Origin of the sequence: Pseudomonas sp. R5-89-07, from assembly GCF_003851685.1 — a bacterium.
Taxonomy (GTDB): domain Bacteria; phylum Pseudomonadota; class Gammaproteobacteria; order Pseudomonadales; family Pseudomonadaceae; genus Aquipseudomonas.
In genome coordinates, this window is sequence record NZ_CP027727.1 from 2,684,746 (window position 1) to 2,707,145 (window position 22,400).

A 22,400-nucleotide genomic window follows, 5' to 3' on the forward strand; every position below is an offset into this window, starting at 1 on the left:
GGCTTGAAAACAACGCACGGCCGCGCGTGTTTCCTCAGGGAAATGCGGGCCAGTGCAGAGGGGAAAGCGCAGGGATCAGGCAGAAACAGGCGGCGCGCGCGGGTGAGCCGTAGGCCAGGTGAAGCGGGCAGGGATGTCAGCGGCGAGTACCACGGCCGGAGGCGGTGCGTGCGGCTGTGGCAGCACCGCCACATTCAGGTGACTGCTGAGCGCGGGGCCCATGCCGCCCGTGGAGCACAGCGGGCAGCCGAACGCCTTGGCCAGCGTTGGCAGGCTGTCATCGGTCGAGTTCGAGGGCACGGGCGCCTGGGTGCGCGGGTCAACCGTACAGAACTGACCGCTGATGCCGTTGAGCTGCATCCCGACCATCTGCCCATGCCCGATGCTGCAGGCGAACACATTGAACAGGACGCTGCAATACAGCATCCAGGCAATGAGCGAGCGGTCGGTATGGGCGAATTTCATGGGGCGGCACTTTACCATCAGCCGCCGACGAAATACCTGCAGAAAATATCAGGGCGTCTATCCTCATTCGCACATTTCTGGGAGGAGCCCGCCATGAGCTTCGTCATTGCGCGCTGGATCGTCGGGATTTTTACCTGCATCAGCATGGTGCATTTGTACTGGGCCGCTGGCGGCAAACTCGGCAGCCTGGCGGCCATTCCTCAATTGCCGGGCGAATTCGCCAGCGGGCCCAGGCCGGCGTTCAAGCCCTCGGCGCTGGGCACCTTTCTCGTCGCCATGGGGCTGGTGGCGATTGCACTGCTCGTCTGCCTGCGCGCCGGACTGTACTTTTCGCCGGTGTCCCATGGAGCGCTGCAATGGGGGATCAGTGCGATTGCCGTGCTGATGTTCGCCCGGGCGATTGGCGATTCGGAGCTGGTGGGTTTTTTCAAGAAGGTGGTTGGCTCAAGGTTCGCCAGGTTGGATACCTATCTGTATTCGCCACTGTGCCTGGTGCTGGGAGCGGGGTTGCTGGTGGTCGCATGGGGTTGAGGGATAAGGCAATCTGATGGCCCCCTTGTAACAAAATTCTCGCCAGAATCACTTTTATTTCAGGTGGTTAGGTGAGGAAGCTAATGCGCACTGTTGGAATCATGCTGATTGCCTGTTCATTGGCTGGCGGCGCCGCTGCCGTGCAGGCTCGGGAGTTGCGCGAGGGCGACAAGTACATGTGCAGTTGGGGCGCAGGCACGGCCGCAAGGGCTCAGGAACTCAAGCTGTCGGGAGTGTCGCTGTACGCTGCGCGGCAGAAGATCCAGTCCATCAAGTTCAACAAATCGTGGATGCGCATGATGGCCATGGGCATCACCGAGCAGACCTACGACAGCCGTTCCCGGCTCAAGCCCGAGGCGATTCGCCAGACGTTCTACCAGGATTGCCTGCGCTACAAAGTGGCGCGCAAGTAAGCACCTTCTCCAGCTTTCCAGCGCGGCCGGTTTACAAATCCACGACAAATGCTGTGTATGTATTTGCATACAATCGCGTCCTTGATCAGGAGGCGTGTATGCAAGTGCTTATTCGAGCGACGGCCTGTCCCACGGTCTATGTAAAGGCAGGTGAAGTCTTCGCGCTGTTTGGGGTGCCCACCCAGGAGCAGGGCGCACTGATTTCATGAGTGCCTCAGCCCCTCAACCATCAAAGAGCCTGCGCAACTTCGTACTGGCCGTGCTGGGCGCTGCTGTGCTGCTGGGGGTCTATTTCGTGCAACTCAACGCCAAGGTAGATCGCCAGCGTGAAGAAGCCGCCGAGCAGTTGGCACTGTGCCTTCATTTGGAGCGGGTTGCCGGAGCCGCCGCTTCAACCAATGTTGAACTTGGCGAGGCGTGCAGACAGTTGAATGAACAGGGCGTAAAACGGACGAAAGTTCAATAATTATTGTCCCTTACTTATAAGCGGTTACATGAAGCGCTTAGTGTCGGGTATTGCACCAAAAAGAGGCGCTAAAAGCCTGCTTCCCTTAAAAAACATGTGGTTATTGAATGACTTACGACGGTTCAAATCCGACGAAAGGAATAAAATAATCTTGTGACCGGTTTTGGCAATCGCTACTATAGCCGTGCGTTCACCTCCCACGGTTTATGCATTTTTAAATCCCAAGTTTCCATCAGCTACTTGGGATTTTTTTTGCCTTGGATTTGATCCGGTGCATAAACCAGTCGTTGGCACTTGCCCTTTGCCACGCCAGCGGTACCTAGCGAAATGAGGCCTGGTCAACACTTTGAGCGAATCGTCCAGCCCGCCGCAGAAACCTCATCTACGCTGTTTGCATCACCGCTACAGGCTGAGGCCCACGCAAGGGTGCTGTCATGATCTCGATCGTCGAATTCAACCGCATCATGGCCTCTGGATTCCTGCCGCTGGCCTGCGATTGCAGCCTGAACAGGGATGGTTCGCTGCGCATCAGTATCTTCGAACCGACGTCCGGTCGCGTCGACCTCTTGCTCACCCGCGTGTCCCCCGAGGGCCTGGACAGTGTGCGTTCCATCTCGAACCTGATAGGGGAGTTGCGCACGGAACTCAGGGCCGGGCGCCGTGGGTTTGCCGCCGGCTAGAACCTCGATACGCCGCGTCAGAGGCGGCGCAGGAAGGACTTGACGATGTGTCGTGTGGCGTCGGTGGTGTCCAGCTCGTCGAGAGCACCGTAGGCGTACCACTGGCAGTCGACGATCTCGTTGCACGGCCGCGCCTCGTCGATATTCACCACCGAGGCCTCAAACACGTGATGCACGGTGTCGCGGGCCCTCAGCTCCTGCAAGTACAGCAAGCCGTCCACGTTTAACCCCGTTTCTTCTTCCAGCTCGCGTTCCGCCGCGCCCACCGGGCGTTCACCCCGTTCTACTTTGCCGCCCGGCAGCGCCCATTTGGATCTGGCCTTGCGCACGAAGAGGATGTGCCCCTCGTGTTCGCAGATGACCGTGGCCCGTATTTTCATCGTTTATGCCTGCTACGGGTTGGTTGTCATAAAAGTGTAATGCAAATGTCATGCTAAGTGGTTATGGCGCGCCGGAGTGTCTATGTGGATACTGCGCGTTTGACGAAAACGAACGAGGAGAGCAGATGAGCACCGTACGTTGGGGCATGATCGGCTGTGGCAGTGTCACCGAATTGAAGAGTGGACCCGCTTTCTACAAAGCGCCAGGTTCGGCCCTGGTGGCCGTGATGGGGCGCCGCGAGGAAGCCGTGCGCGATTACGCGACACGCCATGGCATTGCCCGCTTCTACACGGATGCCCAGGCCCTGATCGACGACCCCGAGGTGGATGCCGTCTACATCGCCACTCCGCCTGACAGCCACCTCGACTACAGCTTGATGGTGGCGGCGGCAGGCAAGCATTGTTGCGTCGAAAAACCCATGTCGTTGAACGCCGAACAGAGCGCGTTGATGCAGCGCACCTTCGAGCGCGCCGGGCTGCACCTGTTCGTCTCCTATTATCGGCGCTCACTGCCGCGCTTCCAGCAAGTGCGCACCTGGCTGGAGGACGGCCGTATCGGCGAGTTGCGCCACCTCAATTGGACCCTGTGCAAGCCCGCAGCGGTGGCAGACACCAATCCGGACAATTGGCGCACTGACCCTGCGATTGCCGGCGGCGGTTATTTTGCCGACCTGGCCAGCCACGGGTTCGACCTGTTCCAGTACCTGGCCGGAGATATCGTCGAGGTCTCGGGGTTCACTGCTCGGCAGGCCGGACGCTATGCCGCAGAGGACGCGGTGAGCGCCTGCTGGACCTTCGCCAGCGGTGCACTGGGCATGGGCTGCTGGAACTTCGTCGCTGACCGCCGCGAAGACCGGGTCGAGCTGATCGGCAGCCAGGGGCGCATCACCTTCTCGGTATTCGAAGACCAGCCGCTGCGCCTTGAAGCCGAGACCGAAGAGGTGCTGGAAATCCCATGCCATACCCATATCCAATGGCACCACGTACTGGCGATGAATGCCCATATTCGTGGCGATGCCAAGCACCCTTCGCTGGCGATCGAGGCGTTGAAGACGGACCGAATTCTGGACAAAGTGCTGCAGCGTTACTCCCAACATCCCTAGTCGTCGCGATAGCGCGGTGCTTCACTTTGTTTAAACGGATGTCGCGATGAAATACTGGATGGTGTTGTGGCTGCTGATCGCCGCTGGCGCAACGGCAGCGCCGCGCAGCCAAGGGCAGGCAGGGGAATTTGATTTTTATGTGTTGTCGCTCTCGTGGTCGCCGACGTTCTGCTTGACCCACCCGGATAACGAACAGTGTTCGGGCAAGGGCTACGGGTTTGTGCTGCATGGCTTGTGGCCGCAATACGCGCGAGGAGGGTGGCCCGCATCCTGTGCGCCGCGCTCGCGATTGACCGCCGAAGAAATGGACAAGGGCGCCACGCTGTTTCCCAGCCGTGCGCTGCTCAAGCATGAATGGGCCAAGCACGGCACCTGCACTGGGCTTGCACCGCTGCACTACCTGGAGCAATCCGATACGGCACTGGGCGCGGTTGTGATTCCGCCACAATTGCAGCCGCTCAATACACCGCCGTCATTACCCGCCAGGGAGATCGAGGCGCTGTTTCGCGAAAGCAACCCGCGCATGGGCAACCACGGCATGGCCGTTATCTGCAAAGGCAACGTGCTGTCTGAAGTGCGCGTATGCCTGACCAAGGACCTGACCTTCGCCGGTTGCCCGCGTAGCGTGAAAAGCCAGTGCCGTGGTGGTGATATCCGGATTCCTGCGCAGCGCTGAGCCTCATGCACGTTGAGGGGCATTTTGTTCAATACCCATCACGCCCCAGCCTTTACCGTGATGCCATCCCTGTCTGGCATCACGAAAAGGAACTGCAATGAGCGTGATCATCTCCATGGCGGCATTCGCCCTCGCTACCTCCATTACGCCGGGGCCGGTCAATGTGGTCGCCCTGAGCAGCGGCGCACGCTTCGGCTTTGCTGCCAGCCAGAAGCATGTGTTCGGCGCGGCGCTTGGCTTCACCTTGCTGCTGGTGTTGATTGGCCTGGGTTTGCACGAAGTGCTGCTGCGCTGGCCGATCCTGACCCAGCTGATCCAGTGGGGCGGGGTGGCGTTCCTGCTGTATATGGCCTGCAAGCTCGCCGTGGACAACGGCCAGTTGCAGGACGACGGCGCCGCCACGGCGCCCTCGATGCTGTACGGCGCGATCATGCAGTGGCTCAACCCCAAGGCCTGGCTGGCGTGTGTGGCGGGGATGGGGCTGTTTGCGGCGGACGGTGATGCCGGGCAAGTCTGGGTGTTCGCCAGCCTCTACCTGGTGATCTGCTACCTGTCGGTGGCGTGCTGGGCCTATGCCGGAACGTTCTTGCGCCGCTACCTGCACAATCCTCGGGGTGTCCGGGTGTTCAACCGTTCAATGGCCGCGTTGCTGGTGGCCAGTGTGGGTTATTTGCTGATGGCTTGAGCCGTTCGCGGTATTGCCCCGGCGTGGCGGCAAAATGCTGTTTGAATGCACGTTGGAAATGCGCCTGGTCGGCAAACCCAGCAGCCAGCGCCACCTCGGCGATCAGCGCACCATTGCGCAGTTGGGTGCGGGCAAACTGGATACGGCTGTTGACCACAAACGCATGGGGCGTCAGCCCGTAATACTGTTTGAACGCGCGGATCAGGTACGACGGCGACAGCTCGGCCGCCTGGCAAATGTCTTCAAGCCTCAGGGCCTCGGTGCAGTGCTCACGAATGTACTCGGCGGCTCGCTCCAGCTTGTGATTGACCTCCCGTACCGGCGCGAGCGAAGGGTTCAGGCGCTGCTGCACCTCGCTGAAATAGCTCACCAGCGCGCTCTGTTTGTGCAGCAGTTCGGCCCGTTCGTCCACCAGAAGCCGGTATAGGCCCAGCAAGCCGTGGTACAGCGACGTGTCCTGAGTGTGCGGTGTGTTGAACGGGCGGTAACCCTGGTCGGTACTGAAGCCCAGTTGATGCTGCAGGTCAGTCAGCCAGGGGGTGTCGAGGTAGAGCATATGGTAGGACCAATGCTCGTTTTCGATGGGATTGCACGCGTGCACGTCACCGGGGTTCATCAGCACCACGGTGCCGGCGCTGATCTGGAAAGTCTGGTCGCCATAGTGGTAATAGCTGCGCCCGCGGGTGATTGCACCGATGGAAAAATGCTCATGGGCGTGGCGGGTGTAAGTGACCTTGCGCCCATCGGCAATGGTGCGCGCTTCGATGAAGGGCAAGCGCTCGTCGCGCCAGAAGCGCGGCGCGTGCGAAGGGTGAGCGGGCGTGTTCGACAACATGGTGTTGGCTCCTGACTTTAAGCGGGCACCAGAAAGGCCGCTTCCAGCAATTGCCGAGTATAGGGGTGCTGGGGGCTGGCGAAAATCTGCCTGGCATCCCCTTGTTCCACCACCTGACCCTGCTTGACCACCATCAACTGGTGGCTGAGCGCCTTGACCACCGCCAGGTCATGGCTGATAAACAGGTAGGTCAGGTTGTACTTGGCCTGCAAGCCGCGCAGCAATTCCACCACTTGGCGCTGCACCGTGCGGTCCAGCGCCGACGTCGGCTCGTCCAACAGGATCAGGCGCGGCTTGAGCACCAGGGCACGGGCGATTGCGATGCGCTGGCGCTGGCCGCCGGAAAACTCATGGGGGTAGCGATGGCGTGACTCCGGGTCCAGGCCGACTTCCTTGAGCGCGGCAATGATCGCAGCCTCCTGCTCGGTCGGTGTGCCCATGTTGTGGATGCGTAACCCTTCGCCGACGATCTCGCTGACACACATGCGCGGGCTCAGGCTGCCGAACGGGTCTTGAAACACCACCTGCATTTCCCGGCGCAACGGGCGCACCTGCTGCTGGGTGAGGCGGTCCAGCTGCTGGCCTTCGAAGCGAATGCCGCCCTGGCTGCCGATCAGGCGCAGGATCGCCAGGCCCAGGGTGGATTTGCCCGAGCCGCTTTCGCCGACGATGCCCAGGGTTTGCCCCTGGGGCAGGCTGAAGTTGATGCCGTCCACCGCCTTGACGTAGTCGACGGTGTTGCGCAGAAAACCTTTCTTGATCGGGAACCAGACCTTCAGGTCGTCCACTTCCAGCAGGGGTGGCCCGACCTCATTGGTGGCCGGCCCACCGCTGGGTTCGGCCGCCAGCAATTCCTGGGTGTACGGGTGTTGCGGCGCCTGGAACAGCGTCTCGCAATCGGCCTGCTCGACGATGCAGCCCTGTTGCATCACGCACACGCGGTGAGCGATCCGGCGTACCAGGTTCAGGTCGTGACTGATCAGCAATAACGCCATGCCCAGGCGCGCCTGCAGCTCCTTGAGCAGTTCCAGGATCTTCAATTGCACCGTCACGTCGAGGGCCGTGGTCGGCTCATCGGCGATCAGCAGTTCCGGCTCGTTGGCCAGGGCCATGGCGATCATCACGCGCTGGCGCTGGCCGCCGGAGAGTTCGTGGGGCAGTGCCTTGAGACGCTTGTGTGGCTCGGGGATGCCCACCAACTCCAGCAGTTCCAGGGTGCGCTGGGTGGCGACCTTGCCGGTGAGGCCCTTGTGCAGGCCGAGCACTTCGTTGATCTGCTTTTCGATGCAGTGCAGCGGGTTCAGCGAGGTCATCGGCTCCTGGAAGATCATCGCGATGCGGTTGCCGCGAATATGCCGCAGGGTCTTTTCCTTGAGCGTCAGCAGGTCTTGCCCGGCGTAGCTGATGGTGCCGGACGGGTGCCGCGCCAACGGGTAGGGCAGCAACCGCAGGATCGAATGCGCCGTCACCGATTTGCCGGAGCCGCTTTCGCCAACCAGCGCCAGGGTTTCGCCGCGCTTGATATCGAAGCTGACGTTATTGACCACGCGATGGTGATGCTCGCCCGTGACGAACTCGACACTGAGGTCGCGGATTTCGATCAGATTGTCCTGATTCATCTCATTTCCTCGGGTCGAAGGCGTCGCGAGCGGACTCGCCGATAAACACCAGCAGGCTCAACATGATCGCCAGCACGGCAAACGCACTCATGCCCAGCCACGGCGCCTGCAGGTTGGATTTGCCCTGGGCCACCAGTTCGCCCAGTGACGGCGAGCCGGCCGGCAGGCCGAAGCCAAGGAAGTCCAGGGCGGTGAGGGTGCCGATGGCGCCCGTGAGGATGAACGGCATGAACGTCATGGTCGAGACCATCGCGTTGGGCAGGATATGGCGGAACATGATCGCGCCGTTCTGCATGCCCAGCGCCCGGGCCGCGCGCACGTACTCCAGGTTGCGCCCGCGCAGGAACTCGGCGCGCACCACGTCCACCAGGCTCATCCACGAGAACAGCAGCATGATGCCCAGCAGCCACCAGAAATTGGGCTGCACGAAGCTGGCCAGGATGATCAGCAGGTACAGCACCGGCAGCCCGGACCAGATCTCCAGGAAGCGCTGCCCGGCCAGGTCCACCCAACCGCCATAGAAACCCTGCAGGGCGCCGGCGATCACGCCGATGATCGAGCTGAGCACGGTCAGCGTCAGCGCAAACAGCACCGACACGCGAAACCCATAGATGACCCGCGCCAGCACATCGCGGCCCTGGTCGTCGGTGCCCAGCAGGTTGACGCTGGATGGCGGCGCGGGGGCCGGCACTTTCAGGTCGTAGTTGATGCTCTGGTAGCTGAACGGGATCGGTGCCCACAAGGTCCAGGCGTCCTTGGCCTTGAGCAGCTCCTGGATATACGGGCTCTTGTAGTTGGCTTCCAGGGGAAACTCGCCGCCGAAGGTGGTCTCCGGGTAGCGCTTGAGCGCCGGGAAATACCAGTCGCCATCGAAGTGCACGGCCAGTGGCTTGTCGTTGGCGATCAGCTCGGCGCCCAGGCTGAGCACGAACAGAATCAGGAACAGCCACAACGACCACCAGCCACGCTTGTTCGCCTTGAACCGCTCGAACCGGCGGCGATTGAGGGGGGACAGGTTCATCTCAATGCTCCCGGCTGGCAAAGTCGATACGCGGATCGACCAGGGTGTAGGTGAGGTCGCCGATCAGCTTCACGATCAGCCCCAGCAGGGTGAAGATAAACAGCGTGCCAAACACCACCGGGTAGTCGCGGTTGATCGCCGCCTCGAAGCTCATCAGGCCGAGGCCGTCGAGCGAGAAGATCACTTCCACCAGCAAGGAGCCGGTAAAGAAGATGCCAATGAAGGCCGAAGGGAAACCGGCGATCACCAGCAGCATCGCGTTACGAAACACATGGCCGTACAGCACGCGGTGGTTGGTCAGGCCCTTGGCCTTGGCGGTGACCACGTACTGTTTGTTGATCTCGTCGAGAAAGCTGTTCTTGGTCAGCAGGGTCATGGTGGCGAAGTTGCCGATCACCAGGGCGGTCACGGGCAGGGCCAGGTGCCAGAAATAATCGAGGACCTTGCCGCCCCAGCTCAATTCGTCGAAGTTGTTGGACGTAAGCCCGCGCAAGGGGAACCAGTCCAGGTAACTGCCTCCGGCAAACACCACGATCAACAGGATGGCGAACAGGAACGCCGGGATCGCATAGCCGACGATGATGGCCGAACTGGTCCACACATCGAAATGGCTGCCGTGACGCGTGGCTTTGGCGATGCCCAGGGGGATCGACACCAGGTACATGATCAAGGTGCTCCATAACCCGAGGGAAATGGACACCGGCATCTTTTCCTTGATCAGGTCGATGACCTTGGCGTCACGGAAAAAGCTGTCGCCGAAATCCAGCCGCGCATAATTCTTGACCATGATCCACAAACGTTCCGGCGCCGATTTGTCGAAGCCGTACATTTTCTCGATTTCCTTGATCAGCGCCGGGTCCAGGCCCTGGGCGCCGCGGTAGCTGGAACCCGCCACCGCGACCTCGGCACCGCCCCCGGCGATGCGGCTGGTGGCGCCGTCAAAGCCTTCGAGCTTGGCGATCATCTGTTCCACCGGGCCGCCGGGAGCCGCCTGGATGATCACGAAGTTGATCAGCAGGATGCCGAACAGCGTGGGGATGATCAGTAACAGGCGACGAACAATATAGGCCAGCATTCAATCGCCTCCGCTCGCCGCTTCGGCGCTTTGTGTGGTGTCCAGGGGGACCGCGGGTTTGACGTCGGGCTTGGCCCACCAGGTGGCGGTGCCTACGTCATAGCGCGGCGAGACTTTCGGATGGCCGAGGTGGTCCCAATACGCCACACGGAACGTCTTGATGTGCCAGTTGGGGATCACGTAGTAGCCAAACTGCAGTACGCGATCCAGCGCCCTGGCGTGGGCGATCAGGCTTTTGCGCGAGTCGGCGTCAATCAGTTGCTCGACCAATTGATCGACCGCCGGGTCCTTAAGGCCCATGTAGTTGCGGCTGCCCGGTTTGTCGGCGCTGGATGACTTCCAGAACTCACGCTGCTCATTACCCGGCGAGGTGGACTGCGGAAAGCTGCCCACCAGCATGTCGAAGTCCCGCGAGCGCAGGCGGTTGATGAACTGCGACACGTCGACCCGGCGAATCACCAGGTCGATGCCCAGGTCGGCCAGGTTGCGCTTGAATGGCAGCAGAATGCGCTCGAATTCGGTCTGGGCCAGCAGGAACTCGATGGTCACCGGCTTGCCCGTGGCGTCGACCATCTTGTCGTCGACGATCTTCCAGCCGGCCTCCTGCAACAGCTGGTAGGCCTCGCGCTGCTGCGCACGGATCATGCCGCTGCCGTCGGTCTTGGACGGCTCGAAGGCCTGGGTGAAGACTTCGGCGGGGATCTTGTCGCGCAGAGGCTCGAGAATGGCCAGTTCATCCGGGCCGGGTAACCCGGTGGCGGCCATTTCCGAGTTTTCGAAGTAACTGCGGGTGCGGGTGTAGGCGCCATTGAACAGCTGCTTGTTGCTCCATTCGAAATCCAGCAACAGGCTGATGGCCTTGCGCACCCGCACATCCTGGAACATCGGTTTGCGCGTGTTGAACACGAAACCCTGCATGCCGGTGGGATTGCCGTTGGGGATCTCCTCCTTGATCAGACGGCCTTCGGCCACTGCCGGAATGTTGTAGGCGTTGGCCCAGTTTTTTGCGCTGAACTCCAGCCAGTAGTCGAACTGGCCAGCCTTCAGGGCTTCCAGGGACACGGTGCTGTCGCGGTAATAATCAGTGATGCGGTTGTCGAAGTTGTAGAACCCCTTGGCGACCGGCAAGTCCTTGGCCCAATAGTCCTTGACCCGCTCGTAGCGGATCATGCGTCCGGCCTTGACCTCGGCCACCTTGTACGGGCCACTGCCCAACGGTATTTCCAGGTTGCCCTTGGAGAAGTCGCGAGTGGCCCACCAATGTTTAGGCAGTACCGGCAATTGGCCGAGGATCAACGGCAATTCGCGGTTGTTGGTGCGCTTGAATTTGAACAGCACCCGCAGCGGGTCTTCGGCGACCACTTCGTCAACGTCGGCGTAGTAGGTGCGGTAGAGCGGGGTGCCGTCCTTGATCAGGGTCTGGAAGGTAAACACCACGTCTTCGGCGCGGATCGGGTGGCCGTCATGGAAGCGCGCTTCGGGGCGCAGGTAGAAGCGCACCCAACTGTTGTCCGGGGCCTTTTCGATCTTGCCGGCCACCAGGCCGTACTCGGTGATGGGCTCGTCGAGGCTCTGCATGGCCAGGGTGTCGTAGATCAATGGCAGATTGTCGGCCGGCACGCCTTTGCTGATGTAGGGGTTGAGGCTGTCGAAGCCACCCATGGCCGACTCGCGAAAGGTGCCGCCCTTGGGGGCGTCGGGGTTCACGTAGTCAAAATGCTTGAAGTCGGCGGGGTACTTGGGCAGCTCGTTGTAAAGCGTCAGCGCATGTTGCGGGGCGGCCTGGGCCGCGCTGCACAGCAACAGGCTGGCGAGTAAAGTCCTGCGCAATAACATCATTGGGCTTTCTCCGAAGCTTTCAGCCACCACGCGCTCAGGCCCAGGCTGTAGGGCGGCGTGGTGACAAAGGCGAACCGGTTGCGGTACGCCAGGCGATGATAGTTGAGGTACCAGTTGGGAATGCTGTAGTGCTGCCACAGCAGCACCCGGTCCAGCGCGCGGCCGGCGGCCAGTTGTTCTTCGCGGGTCTGGGCGGCGAGCAGTTGTTCGAGCAAATGGTCGACCACGGGGTTGGCGATGCCGGCGTAATTCTTGCTGCCCTTGATCGCGGCCTGGCTGGAGTGGAAGTACTGCCACTGCTCCAGCCCGGGGCTGAGGGTCTGGTTGAGGGTGACCAGGATCATGTCGAAATCGAATTGATCCAGGCGTTGCTTGTACTGGGCGCGGTCGACGGTGCGCAGGTGCGCGTCGATGCCGATGCTGATCAGGTTCTCGACATAGGGCTGCAGGATGCGCTCCAGGTTCGGGTTGACCAGCAGGATCTCCAGGCGCAGCGGTTGCCCGTCCTTGTTCAGCAGGCGTTGGCCGGACAGTTTCCAGCCGGCCTCGTCGAGCAGGGCCAGGGCGCGGCGCAGGGTTTCGCGGGGGATGCCGCGCCCGTCGGTCTGCGGCAGGCTGAAGGCTTGGGTAAACAGATTGGCCGGCAGTTGGTCGCGGTAAGGCGAGAGCATCAGCCACTCGTGACCGACCGGGACGCCCGTGGCCGAGAATTCGCTGTTGGGGTAGTAGCTCAAGGCGCGTTTGTAGGCGTTGCTGAACAGGGTGCGGTTGGTCCATTCGAAGTCGAACATCAGCCCCAGGGCTTCGCGCACCTTGGTCTGGCTGAAGGCCGGTCGCCGGGTGTTGATGAACAGGCCCTGGCTCTGGGTGGGAATCTTGTGGGCGATCTGCGCCTTGATGACCTCGCCGCGATTGACCGCCGGAAAGTTGTAGCCGGTCACCCAGTTCTTGGCCTGGTGTTCGATATAGATGTCGAATTCACCCGCCTTGAAGGCTTCAAAGGCTACGTCGCTGTCGCGGTAGAACTCCACCTCGACCTTGTTGTAGTTGTACAGGCCCTGGTTGACCGGCAGGTCCTTGCCCCAGTAGTCCTTGACCCGTTCGAACACCAGTTGGCGGCCAGGGCTGACCTTGCTGATGCGGTACGGCCCGCTGCCCAGTGGCGGCTCGAAGGTGGTGGCCTTGAAATCGCGATTTTTCCAGTAATGCTGGGGCAGCACCGGCAGCTCGCCCAGCCGCAGGATCAACAGCGGGTTGCCGGCACGCTTGAACACGAAACGGATGCGATGGCGATTGAGGATATCTACCCGCGCCACTTCCTGCAGGTTGGTGCGGTACTGCGGATGGCCTTCGGTCAGCAGGGTGCGGTAGGAAAACGCTACGTCCTCGGCGGTGATCGGCGTGCCATCGTGAAAACGCGCTTCGCGGCGCAGGTTGAATACGACCCAGCTGCGGTCCTCGCTGTACTCCACCGACCGGGCGATCAGGCCGTAGCTGGATGTCGGCTCGTCGCCGGAAGGGGCGTACTGGCCTGTGCCGACCATCAGCGGTTCGTTCAGCTCATTGACGCCGTACTGCAGGAAGTTGCCGGTGGACACCGGGCTGGTGCCCTTGAAGGTATAGGGGTTGAGGGTGTCGAACGTGCCAAAGGCCATCACCCGCAGTGTCCCGCCTTTCGGCGCTGCAGGGTTTACCCAATCGTAATGGGTGAATTTGGCCGGGTACTTGAGCGTGCCGAACTGCGCGTAACCGTGGCTCTCGGTAATCGTCGCGTTCGCCGCAAAGCTCAAGGCCAGACTTATTAGTAGAAGGAGGGGACGCTTCAAGTCAGAGATCCGATCCAGGCGGCTTGGGCTTTATGATCGGTACAGTAACAGCTTGTTCCGGATGGAAAAAGGCTGCCGGAGCACTGAGGACTCAATGTGGGAGGGGGCTCGCCCCCGATGGCAGTGTGTCAGTCACCACCTAGGTTGACTGGCCCATTGCCATCGGGGGCAAGCCCCCTCCCACAATTAGCTCTTCAGCGTTCTTGAGGGCTCAGCGCGGCCCGGAAACCACCAGCATCTGCCCAGGCTTCAACGCCTGGCCGGTGCGCGGGTTCCAACGCTTGAGATGTTGCATCTCGACATTGAAGCGCTTGGCGACCATGTACAGCGAGTCGCCTTTCTTGACCTTGTACTGCACAGGCTTCGCCGCGGCTTTGCGCGTGTCCTGCATCACCAGGGTCTGGCCGACCTTGAGCGCCTGTCCGTTGAGCTTGTTCCAGCGCTGCAGGTCATGCACATCGACCTTGTTGGCCTTGGCGATCAGCGTGAGGTTGTCGCCCGTGCGCACCTTGTAGCTGCGGGTACGCCCAGCCACTGCCTTGGTCTCGACTTCGTCGAATACCGGCTTTTTGGGACGCATGCTCAGCAACTCTTCCGGCTTCATCGTCGACAGGGTGCTGGTGAGCAGTTGCGCCTTGGAGGTCGGCACCAGCAAATGCTGGGGGCCGTCGAGGGTGGTGCGTTGTTTCAGGGCCGGGTTGAGCTGGAACAACTCGTCTTCATCGATTTCCGCCAGCGCGGCGACCCGGGACAGGTCCATGCTTTGCTTGACTTCAACCACTTCGAAATACGGCGTGTTGGCGATCGGGTTCAGGTTGACGCCATAGGCCTCGGGGGCCAGCACCACCTGGGACAGCGCCAGGAATTTAGGTACGTAGTCCTTGGTTTCCTGGGGCAGGGGCAGGTTCCAGTAATCGGTCGGCAGGCCGAGCTTCTCGTTGCGTTCGATGGCCCGGCTCACCGTGCCTTCGCCCGCATTGTAGGCCGCCAGGGCCAGCAGCCAGTCGCCGTTGAACATGTCATGCAGACGGGTCAGGTAGTCCAGGGCGGCGGTGGTGGAGGCGGTGATATCGCGGCGGCCATCGTAGGCGCGGGTCTGGCGCAGGTTGAAGTAGCGCCCGGTGGATGGAATGAATTGCCATAGGCCGACCGCATCGCTGCGCGAATAGGCCATTGGGTTGTAGGCACTTTCAATCACTGGCAGCAGCGCCAGCTCCAGGGGCATGTTGCGTTCTTCAAGGCGCTCGACGATGTAATGAATGTAGAGGCTGCCGCGTTCACCAGCATTCTCCAGGAAGGACGGATTGCTGGCGAACCACAGGCGTTGTTGCTCGATGCGCGGGTTGACGCCCAGGCCGTCCTGCAATTGAAAGCCCCGACGCATGCGTTCCCAGACATCCTGGGGCACTTCGGGGCTGGGCTTCTCTGAAAGCCAGATAGGTTTTTGCTTGATCTTGGCAGCAAGATTGGGTTTGGGTTGCACGGTGGATTGTGCAGCGTAATGAGTCGATTGGCAGCCCGCCAGAGTTGCGGAAACGGCCACCGCCACGGCTTGAGCCAGGCGGGTCAATGCGTCTGAAGAAATGGATTTACGAATAGATGACGACATTGGCTGGAAGTAAGTTCCGGGCAAAAATGTCGGGCGATTCTAGAAAGCGCTTCGGTTCCGGTCAACCATTCAGAAATTACGTATCAGATTGCGTCGGCTTAGAACGTATCTTTCCACGCCCTCAAGCAAGCAAATACCTCGGCCCCAGAGCAGTTGTCGCGACCATTCCGTTCGTCCGCTTTTTGTTTAACGGATGTTTCAGAGGTGCGTAGAAAAGGGTTAGTGCGTTTTTCCAGGGCCAGGTTGGACGGCAGCGTCATCTCGCCACGGGCGCGCAACTGGGCGACGTTTGCCACTCGTTCAGCAATATCGGCGTTATGCGGTTCCACGGCCTGGGCAAACTTGAGGTTACTTTGTGTGTATTCGTGGGTGCAGTACACCGAGGTATCGGCAGGCAGGGCAGCCAGGCGCTGCAGGGACGCGTGCATCTGTTGCGGCGTGCCTTCGAACAGGCGACCGCAACCGGCGGCAAACAGGGTATCGCCGCACAGCAGCACGCCCTGATGGTAATAAGCAATGTGGCCGAGGGTGTGGCCAGGCACCGCATACACATCGAAGTCCCAGCCGAGCACGGTGATGCGGTCGTTATCCTGCAAGTCGACGTCCCGCGCCGGGATTTTCTCGTTCGCGGGGCCATACACCGTGGCGCCGGTAACCGCCTTGAGTTGCTCGACGCCGCCGACGTGATCATGGTGATGGTGGGTGACCAGGATATCGCTGAGGGTCCAGGCCGGGTTCTGCTTGAGCCAGGCAAGCACCGGCGCGGCGTCACCGGGGTCGACCACGGCGCAACGTTGGGTTTGCTCATCCTGTAACAACCAGATGTAGTTATCGGTGAAGGCGGGCAGGGCACTGATCTGTATCATTCTTCGATTCGCCAAGCTGAACACATTGGTGCATCTTAGAACGTCTAGGCGAGTTGGAGAATGCAATGACTGATAAAGCGTTCGCCCAGGCCGATCCTGAGTGGCTGGCTCTGATCGGCGCGGCCCGCGAATGGCTGTCCGGGCCGCTTGGGCAATTTCTGCTGGATGAAGAGCGGCGCATGCTCGAAGACGAGCTGGGCCGGTTCTTTGGTGGCTACCTGGTGCATTACGGCCCGTCGGCCGAAACGCCGCCGTGCGCACCCCAGGTACAGCGCAATGTGCGCCTGGGGGCGCCGTTGCCGGGCGTGGAAATCGTCTGCGAGGAGCAGGCCTGGCCGTTGAGCGAACACGCCGCCGATGTGGTGGTGTTGCAGCACGGGCTGGATTTCTGCCTGTCGCCCCACGGTTTGTTGCGCGAAGCCGCGAGCAGCGTGCGCCCAGGTGGCCATTTGCTGATTGTCGGCATCAACCCCTGGAGCAGTTGGGGCTTGCGTCACGTGTTTGCCCACGACGGTCTGCGCCAGGCGCGCTGCATCGCGCCTTCCCGGGTGGGTGACTGGCTCAACCTGCTGGGCTTCGCGCTGGAGAAACGCCGCTTCGGGTGCTATCGTCCGCCGCTTGCGTCCGCCAAGTGGCAGGGGCGCCTCGCCGGCTGGGAACGTCGCGCGGGGGCCTGGCAACTGTCCGGTGGGGGCTTCTATCTATTAGTGGCGCGCAAGATCGCGGTCGGGCTGCGGCCGGTGCAGCAGGTGCGCCGCGAACCGCTGGGCAAGCTGGTGCCGATGCCGCTGGCCAAGGTCAACCGCGAACAACACAAACCGTAAAACCTCTTTTGATTCAGGCCCGATAACCGATGACCGATAGCGTAGAACTCTTCACCGATGGCGCCTGCAAGGGCAACCCCGGCCCCGGCGGCTGGGGCGCATTGCTGGTGTGCAAGGGCGTGGAGAAGGAGTTGTGGGGCGGCGAAGCCAACACCACCAACAACCGCATGGAGCTGATGGGCGCCATTCGCGGCCTGGAAGAACTCAAGCGGCGCTGTAACGTCCTGCTGGTGACCGACTCGCAATATGTGATGAAGGGCATCAACGAATGGATGGTCAACTGGAAGAAGCGCGGTTGGAAAACCGCCTCCAAGGAACCGGTCAAGAATGCCGACCTGTGGCAATTGCTCGATGAGCAATGCAACCGGCATGACATCACCTGGAAATGGGTGCGTGGGCACATCGGCCATCCCGGCAACGAGCGGGCTGACCAGCTCGCCAACCGTGGCGTGGATGAAGTGCGCGGCTACAAGCAGAGCTGAGGCCGGCTGACGTGTTAACATCGCGCCCTTTGCCCCGCACCACACTGCACACCACCTTGTTGAGAGCTGAACCCTGATGGCCATCCGATCCGTTGTACTCGATACCGAAACCACCGGCATGCCAGTGACCGATGGTCACCGGATCATCGAAATCGGCTGTGTCGAACTGATGGGCCGCCGTCTGACCGGGCGTCACTTCCACGTCTACCTGCAACCGGACCGTGACAGTGACGAAGGCGCGATCGGCGTCCACGGCATTACCGATGAATTTCTCAAGGGCAAGCCGCGCTTTGCCGAAGTGGCCGATGAGTTTTTCGAGTTCATCAACGGTGCCCAGCTGATCATCCATAACGCGGCGTTCGACGTCGGCTTCATCAATAACGAATTTGCCCTGATGGGGCAGGCGGATCGCGCGGATATTTCCAAGCATTGCTCGATCCTCGACACCTTGATGATGGCCCGCGAGCGGCACCCGGGCCAGCGCAACAGCCTCGATGCCTTGTGCAAACGTTATGGCGTCGACAACTCCGGCCGTGAGCTGCACGGCGCCTTGCTCGACTCCGAGATTCTGGCTGACGTTTACCTGACCATGACCGGTGGGCAGACCAGCCTGTCGTTGGCCGGTAATGCCTCCGATGGCAGCGGTTCGGCGGAAGGCTCGGGCAATCGCCCTTCGGAGATCCGGCGCCTGCCGGCCGATCGCAAGCCTTTACCCGTCATCCGCGCCAGCGAGCAGGACCTGGCCGAGCATGCCGCGCGTCTGGACGCGATCGCCAAGGCGGCCGGTGCGCCGGCGTTGTGGACGCAGTTGACCCAACCATAATCCTGGCTTGATGCAGTAAAAAATGTGGGAGGGGGCTTGCTCCCGATAGCTGTATGTCAGTTAACACGCTGGTAACTGATCCACCGCAATCGGGGGCAAGCCCCCTCCCACAATTGATCTTCATCGTCTGTGAAATCTTCATTCGCCACATTGGCTTCCAGCTTCTACCCTGAGTGCAAGCCCTCAGGAGTCAGAGCGCTCATGTACAAAGACCTGAAGTTCCCCGTCCTTATCGTGCACCGCGACATCAAGGCCGACACCGTTGCCGGTGACCGGGTTCGAGGCATCGCCAGGGAGTTGGAACAGGAGGGTTTCAGCATTTTTTCTGCCGTGGACTACGCCGAAGGGCGCTTGGTGGCGTCCACTCACCATGGCCTGGCGTGCATGCTGATCGCCGCTGAAGGCGCCGGGGAGAATACCCACCTGCTGCAAAACATGGTGGAGCTGATCCGCCTCGCGCGGGTGAGGGCGCCCAACCTGCCGATCTTCGCCCTGGGCGAGCAAGTCACCCTGGAAAACGCCCCGGCTGACGCCATGAGCGAACTCAACCAGCTGCGCGGCATCCTGTATCTGTTTGAAGACACCGTACCGTTTCTCGCGCGTCAGGTCGCCCGTGCTGCACGCGCCTACCTCGATGGCTTGCTGCCACCGTTCTTCAAGGCCCTGGTGCAACACACGGCGGACTCCAATTACTCCTGGCATACCCCCGGCCATGGCGGTGGCGTGGCGTATCGCAAAAGCCCGGTGGGGCAGGCGTTTCATCAGTTCTTCGGGGAAAATACCTTGCGTTCGGACTTGTCCGTGTCAGTCCCTGAGCTGGGCTCGCTGCTCGATCACACCGGCCCGCTGGCGGAAGCCGAAGCCCGCGCTGCGCGCAATTTCGGCGCCGACCACACGTTTTTCGTAATCAACGGCACCTCCACCGCGAACAAGATCGTGTGGCACTCCATGGTGGGTCGCGATGATCTGGTACTGGTTGACCGCAACTGCCACAAGTCGGTGCTGCATTCGATCATCATGACGGGCGCGATCCCGTTGTACCTGTGCCCGGAGCGCAACGAGCTGGGGATCATCGGCCCGATCCCGCTCAGCGAATTCAGCGCCGAATCGATCCGCGCCAAGATCGACGCCAGCCCGCTGACCCGAGGCCGTCCGGCGAAGGTCAAGCTGGCGGTGGTGACAAACTCCACCTATGACGGCCTTTGCTACAACGCCGAACTGATCAAGCAACAATTGGGTAACAGCGTAGAAGTACTGCACTTCGATGAAGCCTGGTATGCCTACGCGGCGTTCCACGAGTTTTTCGCCGGACGCTATGGCATGGGCACCTCGCGCACCCCGGACAGCCCGTTGGTGTTCACCACCCATTCCACCCACAAACTGCTGGCGGCCTTCAGCCAGGCGTCGATGATTCACGTGCAGGACGGCGGTGCGCGGCAGTTGGACCGCGACCGCTTCAACGAAGCGTTCATGATGCATATCTCCACGTCGCCGCAGTACAGCATCATCGCCTCCCTGGACGTGGCGTCGGCCATGATGGAAGGCCCGGCGGGGCGCTCGCTGCTGCAGGAGATGTTCGACGCGGCCCTGAGTTTCCGTCGTGCGCTGGCCAACCTGCGTCAGCATATCGCCGCCCAGGACTGGTGGTTTTCGATCTGGCAGCCACCCTCAGTGGCCGGTATCGACCGCGTCGCCACGGCGGACTGGCTGCTGCAGCCTCAGGATGACTGGCATGGGTTCGGCGATGTGGCGCAAGACTATGTGCTGCTGGACCCGATCAAAGTGACGCTGGTGATGCCCGGCCTCAATGCAGGCGGTGCCCTGAGCGATTGCGGGATTCCGGCGGCAGTGGTCAGCAAGTTTCTCTGGGAGCGCGGCCTGGTTGTGGAGAAAACCGGGTTGTATTCTTTCCTCGTGCTGTTTTCCATGGGCATCACCAAAGGCAAATGGAGTACCTTGCTCACCGAGCTGCTGGAATTCAAACGCAGCTATGATGGGAATGTGAGCCTGGCCAGTTGCCTGCCTTCGGTCTACGCCCAGGGGCCGATACGTTATCAGGGCCTGGGGTTGCGCGACCTGTGCGACCAGTTGCACAGCTGCTACCGCAGCAACGCGACGGCCAGGCACCTCAAGCGTATGTACACGGTGTTGCCGGAGATCGCGATGAAACCGGCCGACGCCTACGACCAGTTGGTCAAGGGCGAAGTGGAAGCGGTTTCCATCGATGCCTTGCCAGGACGCGTCGCAGCCGTGATGCTGGTGCCTTATCCGCCGGGCATTCCATTGATCATGCCGGGCGAGCGCTTTACCGAGTCAACGCGTTCGATCATCGACTACCTGGCCTTCGCCCGGACGTTCGATAGCAGTTTCCCCGGTTTTGTCGCCGATGTTCATGGGTTGCAACACGAAGATGATGGCAGTGGTCGTTGTTACACTGTCGATTGCATCAAAGGTTAAGGAACGTTATGCAAGCTGTCATGAACCCGAAGTATCCAGGGCTCAGTGTGCGAGTCGCCGATGAAGGCTTCGACGCTTATGTATGGGGCAATGACTTCAGTTTTGAGGTCAGCGCCTATGGTGTGCCGCAGATGGATAAGCGGGTCGATCAGTGGCCGGTGGAGCGCATCCTGCCGTACCGCAAGTGTTACGGCATCGACCCGGAAGAGTTCGCCAGCTTTCGCGATGCGCCCGACAGCGCGATCTTCATGGCCTATCTGGATGACCGTGCGGTCGGACACGTGGTGATCAGTACCAACTGGAACGGCTTTGCCCACGTTGACGAGTTGGCGGTGGCGCTGCCGGCGCGGCGTCATGGTGTGGCCAAGGCGCTACTGGATGTGGCGCAATTCTGGGCACGCAAGAAAAACCTGCCGGGGATGATGCTGGAAACCCAGAACAACAACCTGGGTGCCTGTCGCCTTTATGAACGTAGCGGTTACGTCCTGGGGGGGATCGATCAATTGCGATATCGCGGGATCGACCCGCAAACCCGCGAAGTGGCAATTTTCTGGTATCGGTTGTTCAAGACCGAAGTCGAATCGGTCTGAGACTGTGCAGCGTTCGCAGGTTTTTTGGGAGCGCTGCGCGCTCCAGCGCAAGCAAGCTTGCTCGCCACATTATGTGTGTCTACAGGGGCCTGGTGTCGTTGCAGAGCAGGCTTTCGGCCTTTTGCGTAATGATCTCCAGCAGCGCATTCAAGGCCGGCGACCGGGCGCTGTTTTGGAGGGTGAGTGCATACAGGCTAACGCTGATCGGCGGTGAAATGGGGCACACGTCCATCCCCGCGTCCCGTGCGCCGAAGGCGGTGAACGGGTCGACTACCGCCAGGCCTTCCCCGGCCTCCACCATGCTGCGCATCATCTGGTACGTCTGTACCCGCGTTTGCACCACCGGCAGCGGGCGCAAGGCTTGCAGCTTCGCGTCCAGCAGGCGGCTCAACGGGTCCTGGCCTTCCAGGCCAATCATCGACTGCCCAGCCAGGTCCTGCAGCGCAATGTACTTCTGCTTGGGTTTCAGCCAGCCATGGGGCGCGAGCAGTTGGAGTTTGCCCTGGGCCAGTACGGTAGCCTGAATGTGCGGGTGTTCCGGGTCATGCAGGCTCAGCCCCACATCGGCTTCATGCAGCAACAGCTGCCTGACAATCTCCCGAGTCGGCTGGCTCGACAGATTACACGGCGTATCCTGGAAACGTCGGCGCAGCATGGCGATGCCATGGGGCAGTAACTGGTTGGCGAGCGGCGGGGTGCAAAGCACACGCAAGGTCGGCGCATGGTGGTGTTTCAAGCGGCTGGCCAGGCGCTGTATCGGCTCCAGCGCTTCGTACAGGTGGGCGATTTGTGCCTGCAGTTCCAGGGTTTCACGGGTGGCTTGCAAGCGCCCGCGCACACTGGCGAACAGCATGAAGCCCAGTTGCAGCTCGGCATCCTTGAGCGTCGCGTCAACTTCGCCCACGGGAAGTTGCAGCCACTCGGCGGCCGTGCCGAGGTGTCCGGTCTGCAAGATGGCCTGAATCACTTCGATATGACGTAAACGCATGGCCGGAGTCTATGTGCAGCGCCCTGGGGATTCAATGGTGCAAGCCCCCGTGCGCAAAAAAGACTGCACGGGTCGCGCCTGCCTATGGCGTTAAGCCAGGACCTCACTAGAATGAAGCGTCTGATCAGCAACGACCAATGCCGGCTA

At 61.1% G+C, this 22,400-nt stretch carries 23 protein-coding genes; 12 read left to right on the plus strand and 11 right to left on the minus strand.

Annotated features, from left to right (window positions below; translation table 11 throughout):
- Positions 1-75: 75 nt before the first annotated feature.
- Positions 76-465 (minus strand): DUF2946 domain-containing protein, encoded by a 390-nt coding sequence (locus C4J94_RS12230; RefSeq protein WP_124386396.1) that lies wholly within the window; start codon positions 463-465, stop codon positions 76-78.
- A gap of 93 nt (positions 466-558) precedes the next feature.
- Here C4J94_RS12230 and C4J94_RS12235 point away from each other — a divergent pair, with 93 nt between their 5' ends.
- The 4 genes from C4J94_RS12235 to C4J94_RS12250 all read left to right on the plus strand — a co-directional run bounded on the left by C4J94_RS12235 (position 559) and on the right by C4J94_RS12250 (position 2,555).
- Positions 559-996 carry a DUF3995 domain-containing protein gene (locus C4J94_RS12235; RefSeq protein ID WP_124386397.1) on the plus strand — a complete coding sequence of 146 codons (438 nt, stop codon included), beginning with the start codon at positions 559-561 and terminating at the stop codon, positions 994-996.
- Positions 997-1,079: 83 nt separating this feature from the next.
- Complete coding sequence (locus C4J94_RS12240) at positions 1,080-1,409, plus strand: hypothetical protein (RefSeq protein WP_124386398.1); 330 nt, start codon at positions 1,080-1,082, stop codon at positions 1,407-1,409.
- Between the two features lie 205 nt (positions 1,410-1,614).
- Positions 1,615-1,875, plus strand: a complete 261-nt coding sequence (locus C4J94_RS12245) for a hypothetical protein (RefSeq protein WP_124386399.1) — start codon at positions 1,615-1,617, stop codon at positions 1,873-1,875.
- Between the two features lie 434 nt (positions 1,876-2,309).
- Positions 2,310-2,555, plus strand: coding sequence for a DUF1652 domain-containing protein (locus tag C4J94_RS12250; RefSeq protein ID WP_124386400.1), 246 nt, complete (start codon positions 2,310-2,312; stop codon positions 2,553-2,555).
- Positions 2,556-2,572: 17 nt separating this feature from the next.
- Here the strand turns inward: C4J94_RS12250 and C4J94_RS12255 are convergent, their stop codons facing one another.
- Positions 2,573-2,935: an NUDIX hydrolase gene (locus C4J94_RS12255; RefSeq protein ID WP_124386401.1), complete on the minus strand. Its 363-nt coding sequence runs from the start codon at positions 2,933-2,935 to the stop codon at positions 2,573-2,575.
- Positions 2,936-3,060: 125 nt separating this feature from the next.
- Between C4J94_RS12255 and C4J94_RS12260 the strand changes: the two genes are divergently transcribed.
- From C4J94_RS12260 to C4J94_RS12270, 3 genes are all read left to right on the plus strand, one after another.
- Entirely contained in the window at positions 3,061-4,038 is a 978-nt protein-coding gene (locus tag C4J94_RS12260; RefSeq protein ID WP_124386402.1) for a Gfo/Idh/MocA family protein, read from the plus strand.
- Positions 4,039-4,084: 46 nt separating this feature from the next.
- On the plus strand, positions 4,085-4,714 hold the full coding sequence (locus C4J94_RS12265; protein WP_124386403.1) for a ribonuclease T2: 630 nt from the start codon (positions 4,085-4,087) through the stop codon (positions 4,712-4,714).
- Between the two features lie 97 nt (positions 4,715-4,811).
- Positions 4,812-5,399, plus strand: coding sequence for a LysE family translocator (locus C4J94_RS12270; RefSeq protein WP_124386404.1), 588 nt, complete (start codon positions 4,812-4,814; stop codon positions 5,397-5,399).
- Here C4J94_RS12270 and C4J94_RS12275 read toward each other — a convergent pair.
- From C4J94_RS12275 to gloB, 8 genes are all read right to left on the minus strand, one after another.
- Positions 5,341-6,234 (minus strand): AraC family transcriptional regulator, encoded by an 894-nt coding sequence (locus C4J94_RS12275; RefSeq protein ID WP_124386405.1) that lies wholly within the window; start codon positions 6,232-6,234, stop codon positions 5,341-5,343. The genes C4J94_RS12270 and C4J94_RS12275 overlap by 59 nt on opposite strands.
- A gap of 17 nt (positions 6,235-6,251) precedes the next feature.
- Positions 6,252-7,853 carry an ABC transporter ATP-binding protein gene (locus tag C4J94_RS12280; RefSeq protein WP_124386406.1) on the minus strand — a complete coding sequence of 534 codons (1,602 nt, stop codon included), beginning with the start codon at positions 7,851-7,853 and terminating at the stop codon, positions 6,252-6,254.
- A 1-nt stretch (position 7,854) separates the two neighbouring features.
- Positions 7,855-8,874: an ABC transporter permease gene (locus tag C4J94_RS12285; RefSeq protein ID WP_017738565.1), complete on the minus strand. Its 1,020-nt coding sequence runs from the start codon at positions 8,872-8,874 to the stop codon at positions 7,855-7,857.
- Between the two features lies 1 nt (position 8,875).
- The gene (locus C4J94_RS12290) at positions 8,876-9,949 is read right to left on the minus strand and encodes a microcin C ABC transporter permease YejB (RefSeq protein WP_124386407.1); all 1,074 of its coding nucleotides are present in this window, start codon (positions 9,947-9,949) and stop codon (positions 8,876-8,878) included.
- The gene (locus C4J94_RS12295; protein WP_124386408.1) at positions 9,950-11,788 is read right to left on the minus strand and encodes an extracellular solute-binding protein; all 1,839 of its coding nucleotides are present in this window, start codon (positions 11,786-11,788) and stop codon (positions 9,950-9,952) included. It lies immediately after the preceding gene.
- Entirely contained in the window at positions 11,785-13,614 is a 1,830-nt protein-coding gene (locus C4J94_RS12300) for an extracellular solute-binding protein (RefSeq protein ID WP_124386409.1), read from the minus strand. The genes C4J94_RS12295 and C4J94_RS12300 overlap by 4 nt, the downstream gene beginning before the upstream one ends.
- Positions 13,615-13,825: 211 nt before the next feature.
- On the minus strand, positions 13,826-15,223 hold the full coding sequence (locus tag C4J94_RS12305; RefSeq protein ID WP_124386410.1) for a transglycosylase SLT domain-containing protein: 1,398 nt from the start codon (positions 15,221-15,223) through the stop codon (positions 13,826-13,828).
- 98 nt (positions 15,224-15,321) lie between these two features.
- Positions 15,322-16,089: a hydroxyacylglutathione hydrolase gene (gene gloB, locus C4J94_RS12310; RefSeq protein ID WP_124386411.1), complete on the minus strand. Its 768-nt coding sequence runs from the start codon at positions 16,087-16,089 to the stop codon at positions 15,322-15,324.
- A gap of 65 nt (positions 16,090-16,154) precedes the next feature.
- On the opposite strand from gloB, the gene C4J94_RS12315 reads away from it, so the two are divergent.
- The 5 genes from C4J94_RS12315 to C4J94_RS12335 all read left to right on the plus strand — a co-directional run bounded on the left by C4J94_RS12315 (position 16,155) and on the right by C4J94_RS12335 (position 21,265).
- Positions 16,155-16,913, plus strand: coding sequence for a class I SAM-dependent methyltransferase (locus tag C4J94_RS12315; RefSeq protein WP_124386412.1), 759 nt, complete (start codon positions 16,155-16,157; stop codon positions 16,911-16,913).
- A gap of 29 nt (positions 16,914-16,942) precedes the next feature.
- Complete coding sequence (rnhA, locus tag C4J94_RS12320) at positions 16,943-17,395, plus strand: ribonuclease HI (RefSeq protein ID WP_057725161.1); 453 nt, start codon at positions 16,943-16,945, stop codon at positions 17,393-17,395.
- A gap of 82 nt (positions 17,396-17,477) precedes the next feature.
- On the plus strand, positions 17,478-18,218 hold the full coding sequence (gene dnaQ / locus C4J94_RS12325; RefSeq protein ID WP_164485614.1) for a DNA polymerase III subunit epsilon: 741 nt from the start codon (positions 17,478-17,480) through the stop codon (positions 18,216-18,218).
- A gap of 201 nt (positions 18,219-18,419) precedes the next feature.
- Positions 18,420-20,675 carry an Orn/Lys/Arg decarboxylase N-terminal domain-containing protein gene (locus C4J94_RS12330; RefSeq protein ID WP_124386414.1) on the plus strand — a complete coding sequence of 752 codons (2,256 nt, stop codon included), beginning with the start codon at positions 18,420-18,422 and terminating at the stop codon, positions 20,673-20,675.
- An 8-nt stretch (positions 20,676-20,683) separates the two neighbouring features.
- Positions 20,684-21,265 carry a GNAT family N-acetyltransferase gene (locus C4J94_RS12335; protein ID WP_124386415.1) on the plus strand — a complete coding sequence of 194 codons (582 nt, stop codon included), beginning with the start codon at positions 20,684-20,686 and terminating at the stop codon, positions 21,263-21,265.
- 79 nt (positions 21,266-21,344) lie between these two features.
- Here C4J94_RS12335 and C4J94_RS12340 read toward each other — a convergent pair whose 3' ends face one another.
- The gene (locus C4J94_RS12340) at positions 21,345-22,253 is read right to left on the minus strand and encodes a LysR substrate-binding domain-containing protein (RefSeq protein ID WP_124386416.1); all 909 of its coding nucleotides are present in this window, start codon (positions 22,251-22,253) and stop codon (positions 21,345-21,347) included.
- Positions 22,254-22,400: the final 147 nt, after the last annotated feature.